Raw genomic sequence first — 7731 nt, forward strand, 5'->3', positions numbered from 1 at the left:
ATCGGACTTCCGGTGTTTACCGAAAGCTGACATACGACCAAATCGCTAACTTCCCTGATCCTCGAGAAAACAAACAGTGAGCCGTTGCTATGTATCGGCTCTAGATCTCAGTTGCTCGCGCTGCGCTTCGTCTATGAGACCCAAGTTATACAAGTGCTCAACGAATGCGGAGTGGCCAAGCTGCAAGGCCTGGGCTGCCTCTCTTGTTCTATCGATGCCGTACTCACGGAAGACTGATCGAGTGGCGGCGCGCGACGCCAAGAACATTACCGCAAAGGCATTCGCGCGCTTCTCAGTGCGCGGAGCGGTCCATGGCCCACTCACATGAGATAGTTTTTTCGCCCTCGTGCGGTCAAACAATATGTGACAGAGCTCATGGGCGAGTGTGAACTTACGCCCAACCCAGGTCTGATTGAACACACTTTTCGTGTTCACCAGGATTGCAGGAGCAAAGCTTGGTCCAGCTATGGCGACTCCACGCACCGAATCTGTGTCGAGGGAGACCTCTTCAACCTTAATTCCTAGGTCATGAAGGATTCGATGCACATTGACATCGCGCTCTTCAAGCGGAACCTCAATTTCTTCCCGAACTTCTTCGGCAAGGTCGTACCCTTCTTCATAAGGAGCCAGCGCATGATTCCAGCTGCGCTCATCAACGAGCATCGCCAGAGCTTCAGCCTCTGTCCCCCCCTGGTAATTCGCGAGAAACCGAATCAGCCGCACGGCATCTTCATTGCCGATGCAAGGATTTAAGCCGCCAAACATGAGCACCGCGGGATCCAGTTCAGCAATGGCAGGAACATCCCGAAAAACAACACTCGAGTCTTTTAGATCGACAGTTGCTCTCGCCGACTGCAGCAATGTTTGCACCCGATCACTCAGATACTTGAGTTCGAGGGCCTTGAGTGGGGTACGTTTCAATTGGTGGAACCGCTCACGCATGCCGTTGATGGCGTCACGATCCAGCGCAGTAACCCCCTGCGCCGTCTGCAGGGCCCACTCTAGAAAGTGCCATAGGGGCACTGCCACTGCCGCGACTTCGAACAATGCGTATCCAGGGGGCGAAGTCAGTGTGAAGCCTTCTGGTGCGTGCACAGGCTGCCTACCAGCCCAGGAAATCTCGATGTCATCGCCCAGACGACGTAGGCACAAGTCAGGGTAGAGGGCGCTTGAGTCCGCCGCACGCAATGCGTGCCGCATCCACCAACCCTGTACTGCCCGGTATTGAGCTTGCTCTGCTTGATCGGACGAGGCGATGCTGCGCCCAAGCGCCGCAAAGACTGCCCAAGCCGCTGGCGCACCACCCTTCTCCGGCCATGCAAAAGCTTCCTCGTGAAGTAGCGATGTCCACTGACTCAACAGCCAATCAAGCAAGGGAGCGAGGTACCAAGCGATGTGGTTGTATTCCGAGCCGTTGTAACGACGCGCGGTCAATACCTGATGCCCCACGGTAATGCGCAAATCACCAGTGGACCACCCACCGTCCTGTGGCAGGCGCTCGCGGGGTTCTGCGTCGGACGTCCACCGTGCAGCAATTTCGAACCGCGCGGGATCGCCGAAACTCATGAATTCATTCATCGTGTCCCAGCCTCGATGGCCCAGTGCAAATCGTCTTGATCTTGCTTCCAATAATTCTTGATCTGCCGCCGAGTGACCATTCCGTCTTCCTTCCAGTTCTGAACGATCTCCGGCGGTACAGCCTCCCAAGGCACAGGGTAACCGTGCCAAGTGCCATCCTCGGTGGGTTTGGCTTCGAAGGCAATCCCCTCAGCAGTCGCGAAACGTCGTCTTCCGCCTTCATCAGATAAAGCGCGCTCGAAAAGTTGGTGCGCCTGAGTCGCCTCCCAGTCGTGAGCGAAAGGATCGTTTCTGTACCCCCCAGCCGCCGTGATGTGCGTCCACTCTGGGCATAGAGTTCCCTTCCGCTCCCCGGTGGGGCGGTTCTTGTGCTTCTGTGATCCACGGTAAAGAGTCTGTGGCTTCGGCATTTCGTTCATGAGCACCAAAGTCAAGTCAGGGACGTAAGGACGCAAACTCTCTGGACGATCCTCTCGGTATGAGGGGAGGGTTCAAAATGGCCCGTTGCCAGACGGCTTGCGATTATTGCATCTAGCCCAAGCACGCCAGCCTATGAGCAAACAGGCACACCAACCTGGGCGAGCCCACAACACCTACGTCCGCTTCCGAGTTGAGGCCGGACCTCAATCGAGCTGGGCCGAGCTTCGGCATTCAGCCTGCAACGACCTTGCGCCACTAGAAAGCCCTTGCGTCGCTTGCGACGCTCTACACCGTCGGCACCGTACCGCCGTCGATCAGGTGCTCTGAGCCCGAGATGGCGCCCGCGCGCGGCGACACCAGGAAGGTGATCAGATCGGCCACCTCTTCCGGCCTGGCCGGGCGTCCGAGCGGGATGCCCCCCAGCGACTGCATGATGATCCGCTGGCCGCCCTCGTAGTCCGTTCCGGCCTGGCGGGCCAGCCGCTGGGCCAGCGCCACCGAGGCTTCCGTCTCGATCCAGCCGGGCGCCACGCTCAGCACGCGAACACCCTGGGGTGTCACCTCTTTCGACAGCGCCTTGCTGTAGGTGGACAGGGCCGCCTTGGCCGCGGCGTAGGCGGTCGTCGATTCGGGCAGCGGCAGCAGGCGCTGGATCGAGCTGACGTGAACAATGACGCCGGCACCCTGGGCCAGCATGGCGGGCAGCAGCGCGCGGTCGAGTCGCACGGCAGGCATCAGGTTCTGGTTCAGCTCGTTGAACCAGTGCGCATCGTCCAGGGCCGCGAAGCCGCCGCCCGGCGCGCTGGAGCCACCCAGCACATTGACCAGGATGTCCGCGCCGCCCCATTGGCTGAGCACCGACTGCGCCACGTCCGCCACGCCTTGCGCGGTGGTGAGATCGGCCGCGATGTAGGTCACGCCGTCGATGGCGTCCGCGGGCAGCGAACGCGCCGTGGTCGTCACCTGCACGCCCGCCGCATGCAGTGCGCGCGCCACGGCGGCGCCCACACCCTTGGTGCCGCCAGAGACCAGGGCGCGCTTTCCTTGAAGTTGAAGATCAAAGCTCATGCCGTGATCTCCAGCGAGGCGATCAGGCCGCGCTCCAGGCGAAAGCGGTACCGCAGGTTCACCGGGCTGCCGGGGAAGTTGCCGCTCACCCGGCTGCGGACGATGTGGTGCCCGCTGTCCTGCTCAAGCGCGAACGGCTCGGTCGTGTAGGTGAACCGGGCCGATGCGGCCGCCTTCCACGCCCGGATGGCGGCCAGGCCAGCGTGGGTCTGCCCTTCGTCTTTCACGGTGGCTTGCGCTGTGAAGCAGTGGGCCAGCGCGTCGGGGTTCTGCCGGTCGGCCGAAAAGTAGGCGGCAATGGGTTCGGGAAGATGCAGGTCGGTCATGGTGAAGGCTCCTGTGGGCTGAAGGCCTCAGGATGCGACCGCTGGAGAAATTAGTGAATCTTTTAGAATCTGAAGTCGTTATTTAGCAATGAATACACAATGCGCGGCTCCGACTACGCTGAACTGAAAGCCTTTGCCGCCGTGGTCGAGCGCAGCAGCTTTGCGCGGGCCGCCGAGCACCTGGGTGTGTCGCCGTCCGCGCTGAGCCAGACCATCCGCCAGCTCGAAGCGCGGCTGGGTGCGCGGCTGCTGAACCGCACCACCCGCAGCGTGGCACCGACCGCCGCCGGCGAACAGCTGCACGCCCGCATCGCACCGCTGTTCAGGGCGATGGCCGACGCCATGGCCGAGGTCAGCGCGGCGGCGGGGCAGATGAGCGGAACGCTGCGCATCAACACCCTCGGCATGGCGGCCCGGCAGATCATTGCGCCGCGGCTGGGCCGCTTCCATCGTGCGTTCCCGGACGTGACGCTGGACATCGTGGTCGACGACGGGCTGAGCGACATCGTCGCGGGCCGCTTCGATGCGGGCATCCGGGTGGGTGGGCGGCTGGAGAAAGACATGATCGCCGTGCGCCTCACGCCGGACGTGAAGATGGTGGCGGTGGCGTCGCCGGACTATCTGGCGCGGCGCGGTCCGCCCCAATCACCCGCCGACCTGCATCACCACGCCTGCATCAACTGGCGGCTGCAGACCGACGGCCGGGCCTATCAATGGGCGTTCGAGAAAAGGGGGCGGCGGATCGAGGTGGCGGTGTCCGGGCCACTGGTCACCAACCACTCGGACATCGGCGTCGCCGCGGCCTTGCAAGGCTTGGGCATTGCCTATGCGTTTGACCGCGAGCGCGTCGATGAATACCTCGCCCAGGGGCAGCTCGTGCAGGTGCTCGCCGACTGGTCGATCACACGGCCAGGGTTGTTTGTCTACTACCCGAACCGGCACCACCAGCCGGCGATCCTGGGTGCTTTCATCGATTGCCTGCTGGACCGGGACCTGGCCAGGTCCGGTCCATGACCCCTTTGCACACCAGCCCCGGCTCGGCACTCAGGGTCGCGGCGCAGCGTACTGCGCGCGCTCGTCGGCTCAGTAAGCGCGGCGCTCGCCGCCAAAGCGGCTGCCACCGGAGCGCGCTTCCGGCGGGCGGGCAACGTTCACGGTAACGGCGCGGCCTTGCACCTGCATGCCGTTCAGGCCGTCGATGGCGGCCTGCGCTTCGGCGTCGCTGCCCATTTCGACGAAGCCGAAGCCCTTGGAGCGGCCGGTGTCGCGGTCCATGACGAGCTTGGCGGAACGCACGCTGCCGTATTCGGAGAAGTTGTGGGTCAGCGCGGTTTCGTCAACGGTGTAGGGCAGGTTGCCAACGTAGAGACGGTTGTTCATGGTGTGAATCTTTCGAAGTGAATGGCCGGATCGGGCCAGGGTTTGGAAAAAGAAAAAAACGAATCAGGCCACGCCGTGCTGCAGCGCAAGGGCACGGCCCTCGCGGGCGGCGTAGCGCAAGGCAGCGTGGTGAGAGGCAAAACGCGGCACGAGGCGAAAGACGCGGTCGTGCGTGGCCATGCCGCGCCCGCTGCGCAGCGAGATGCTGGCGCTGTAATCACCGGCGTCGGTGAGGCGGCTCAGGGGTGAGACAAGGTACTTGCCCACGGGGAAAGGGGTTTCAGGTTTGAAGCTCATGAAAATCTGCGCAACCTTCCTGGCGGGCGCGCAACAAAAAATGGCACCAGGAACGCCACGACGGCGACGGGTGCGCCTGTGGTCACCACAGGCCAGGAAGGGGCCCGAACAAAAGGGGGCCGAGAGTGAAGCTTGCCGAGAGGGGAGTTTGATCACCAGCGGGGGCCGTGAGAGAAGGCCTGCTGGTTGGCTGGGCGGTGTTGAGGCAAACCGCGAACCGTGTCGAACAACGGAGGCTGCGATGGCGAGCAAGTCGCAGCGAACCCACGCAGTGTAACCGGCTTTGGGATGACGCGCTACACTCTGCCCTGCTCCGGGGTGCACGTATGGCGTGCTGAGATGGCGGACTTGACCGCCGGAACCGCGAACTTGATCTGGTTAGTACCAGCGTAAGAAGAGCTGCAGCGCCGAGGCGCGCACGTCCGTCCACCCTTTCGGGGCGGTCCTGCGCATCTGCATTCCACGGCGTCGATGGCGGGGCATTCATCCACCTCAATTGGAGACTGCCCCATGAACGCCCCCGACAAGCTGCAGCAACTGCTCTCGCTCACCCGCGAACCCTTTCCCCAGTCCCAGAAAATCTACGTGCCTGGCGCGTTGCCCGGCGTGCAGGTGCCCATGCGCGCCATTGCGCTGACCAACGGCGAGACCGTCACGGTCTACGACACGTCCGGCCCCTACACCGATCCGGCCGCCGACATCAACATCCGCCAGGGCCTCAAGCCGGTGCGCAGCGAATGGGTGGCCGCGCGCGGCGACACCGAAAGCTACGAAGGCCGCCACCGCGTGGCGCTGGACGACGGTGGCAAACACGGCGAGGTGGCGGACGCCCGCATCGAAGCCCTGCGCGCCGAGGCCGCGAGCCTGCAGCGCCGGCCGCTGCGCGCGAAGCCGGGACAGAACGTCACGCAGATGCACTACGCCCGCCAAGGCATCGTCACGCCCGAGATGGAATACATCGCCATCCGCGAGAACGGCAAGCGCGAATGGATGCGCGAATACCTGGGCGATGCGGAGCGCGAGACGCGGCTCAAAGGCAACCCCATGGGCGCGCGCATCCCGGACGTGATCACGCCCGAGTTCGTGCGCGACGAGGTGGCACGCGGCCGCGCCGTGATCCCGGCCAACATCAACCACCCCGAGGTGGAGCCGATGATCATCGGCCGCAATTTCCTGGTGAAGATCAACGCCAACATCGGCAACTCGGCCGTCACCTCCAGCATCGAGGAGGAGGTGGAAAAACTGGTGTGGTCGATCCGCTGGGGCGGCGACACGGTGATGGACCTGTCCACCGGCAAGAACATCCACACCACGCGCGACTGGATCGTGCGCAACTCGCCCGTGCCCATCGGCACGGTGCCGATCTACCAGGCGCTCGAAAAGGTGGGCGGCGTGGCCGAGGACCTCACCTGGGCCATCTTCCGCGACACGCTGATCGAGCAGGCCGAACAAGGCGTGGACTACTTCACCATCCACGCCGGCGTGCGCCTGCCCTTCATCCACCTCACGACCAAGCGCCGCACCGGCATCGTCTCGCGCGGCGGCTCCATCCTGGCCAAGTGGTGCATCACGCACCACAAGGAAAACTTCCTCTACACGCACTTCGAAGAGATCTGCGAGATCATGAAGGCCTACGACGTGACCTTCTCGCTCGGCGACGGTCTGCGCCCCGGCAGCGGCGCCGATGCGAACGACGAAGCGCAGTTCGCCGAGCTGCGCACGCTGGGCGAACTGACGCAGATCGCCTGGAAGCACGACGTGCAGACCATGATCGAAGGCCCCGGCCATGTGCCCATGCACATGATCCAGGCCAACATGGACGAGCAGATCAAGCACTGCCACGAAGCCCCGTTCTACACGCTCGGCCCGCTGACCATCGACATCGCACCGGGCTACGACCACATCGCCTCGGCCATCGGCGCGGCCATGATCGGCTGGATGGGCACGGCCATGCTCTGCTACGTGACGCCCAAGGAACACCTGGGTTTGCCGGATCGCGACGACGTCAAGCAAGGGATCATCGCCTACAAGATCGCAGCCCACGCCGCCGACGTGGCCAAGGGCCACCCGGGCCAGCGCGCGCGCGACGACGCGATGAGCAAGGCACGCTTCGAGTTCCGCTGGCGCGACCAGTTCGCCCTCGGGCTCGATCCGCAAACCGCCGAGGCCTACCACGACGAAACCCTGCCCAAGGACTCCAGCAAGGAGGCGCATTTCTGCTCCATGTGCGGGCCCAAGTTCTGCTCCATGAAGATCACGCAGGACGTGCGCGACTACGCCGCCGCCAAGGGTTTGAGCGAAGAGCAGGCGCTGGCCGATGGGATGGCGCAGAAGAGTGCGGAGTTCAAGTCGGTCGGGGGCGCGTTCTACGTGCCCGTCGACACCTTGGTCAAGAAGGCCTGAGCCATGCCCCCGCGAATGAAAATCGGCATTGCCGGGGCGGGCGTGCTCGGGCGCCTGCTGGCCTGGCAGCTCGGCCGGGCCGGGCACGCAGTCACCGTGTTCGATCCGGCCACCGGCCCGCAGGCCCCGACCACCGGGCAGATCGGCGCTGCCATGGCGCCGCATGCCGCCGGCTTCACCGCCGCCGGCATGCTCAGCCCGCTGGCCGAGCTGGACAACGCCGGGCCCGACATCGCGCGCCTGGGCTGGCGCTCGCTCG

At 64.0% G+C, this 7731-nt stretch carries 8 protein-coding genes, 1 pseudogene and 1 riboswitch; of the genes and pseudogenes, 3 read left to right on the forward strand and 6 right to left on the reverse strand.

Annotated features, from left to right (window positions below; genetic code table 11):
• Nucleotides 1–87 precede the first annotated feature (87 nt).
• The 4 genes from QQK43_RS18075 to QQK43_RS18090 all read right to left on the reverse strand — a co-directional run bounded on the left by QQK43_RS18075 (nucleotide 88) and on the right by QQK43_RS18090 (nucleotide 3392).
• A complete protein-coding gene (locus QQK43_RS18075) occupies nucleotides 88–1578 on the reverse strand; it encodes an ImmA/IrrE family metallo-endopeptidase (RefSeq protein WP_284308877.1) in 1491 nt (496 codons plus the stop codon).
• Nucleotides 1575–1997: a hypothetical protein gene (locus tag QQK43_RS18080; protein WP_284308878.1), complete on the reverse strand. Its 423-nt coding sequence runs from the start codon at nucleotides 1995–1997 to the stop codon at nucleotides 1575–1577. Before QQK43_RS18080 ends, QQK43_RS18075 begins: the two co-directional genes overlap by 4 nt.
• Nucleotides 1998–2283: 286 nt before the next feature.
• On the reverse strand, nucleotides 2284–3066 hold the full coding sequence (locus QQK43_RS18085; RefSeq protein ID WP_284308879.1) for an SDR family oxidoreductase: 783 nt from the start codon (nucleotides 3064–3066) through the stop codon (nucleotides 2284–2286).
• Complete coding sequence (locus QQK43_RS18090) at nucleotides 3063–3392, reverse strand: nuclear transport factor 2 family protein (RefSeq protein ID WP_284308880.1); 330 nt, start codon at nucleotides 3390–3392, stop codon at nucleotides 3063–3065. Before QQK43_RS18090 ends, QQK43_RS18085 begins: the two co-directional genes overlap by 4 nt.
• Before the next feature lie 99 nt (nucleotides 3393–3491).
• Between QQK43_RS18090 and QQK43_RS18095 the strand changes: the two genes are divergently transcribed.
• Nucleotides 3492–4406: a LysR family transcriptional regulator gene (locus QQK43_RS18095; RefSeq protein ID WP_284308881.1), complete on the forward strand. Its 915-nt coding sequence runs from the start codon at nucleotides 3492–3494 to the stop codon at nucleotides 4404–4406.
• A 69-nt stretch (nucleotides 4407–4475) separates the two neighbouring features.
• Here QQK43_RS18095 and rbp read toward each other — a convergent pair whose 3' ends face one another.
• Both rbp and QQK43_RS18105 read right to left on the reverse strand, forming a co-directional pair.
• Nucleotides 4476–4772 carry an RNA-binding regulator gene (gene rbp / locus QQK43_RS18100; protein WP_326491050.1) on the reverse strand — a complete coding sequence of 99 codons (297 nt, stop codon included), beginning with the start codon at nucleotides 4770–4772 and terminating at the stop codon, nucleotides 4476–4478.
• Nucleotides 4773–4835: 63 nt separating this feature from the next.
• On the reverse strand, nucleotides 4836–5069 hold the full coding sequence (locus tag QQK43_RS18105; RefSeq protein ID WP_234263823.1) for a hypothetical protein: 234 nt from the start codon (nucleotides 5067–5069) through the stop codon (nucleotides 4836–4838).
• A 304-nt stretch (nucleotides 5070–5373) separates the two neighbouring features.
• A riboswitch (TPP riboswitch) is annotated at nucleotides 5374–5482 on the forward strand.
• Between the two features lie 97 nt (nucleotides 5483–5579).
• Here QQK43_RS18105 and thiC point away from each other — a divergent pair.
• Both thiC and QQK43_RS18115 read left to right on the forward strand, forming a co-directional pair.
• On the forward strand, nucleotides 5580–7472 hold the full coding sequence (gene thiC / locus QQK43_RS18110) for a phosphomethylpyrimidine synthase ThiC (RefSeq protein ID WP_284308882.1): 1893 nt from the start codon (nucleotides 5580–5582) through the stop codon (nucleotides 7470–7472).
• A 3-nt stretch (nucleotides 7473–7475) separates the two neighbouring features.
• Nucleotides 7476–7731 (forward strand): annotated as a pseudogene (locus QQK43_RS18115) (FAD-dependent oxidoreductase); the annotation flags it as partial.

Source organism: Hydrogenophaga electricum (genome assembly GCF_030160815.1).
In the GTDB taxonomy this organism is placed as follows: domain Bacteria; phylum Pseudomonadota; class Gammaproteobacteria; order Burkholderiales; family Burkholderiaceae_C; genus Hydrogenophaga; species Hydrogenophaga electricum.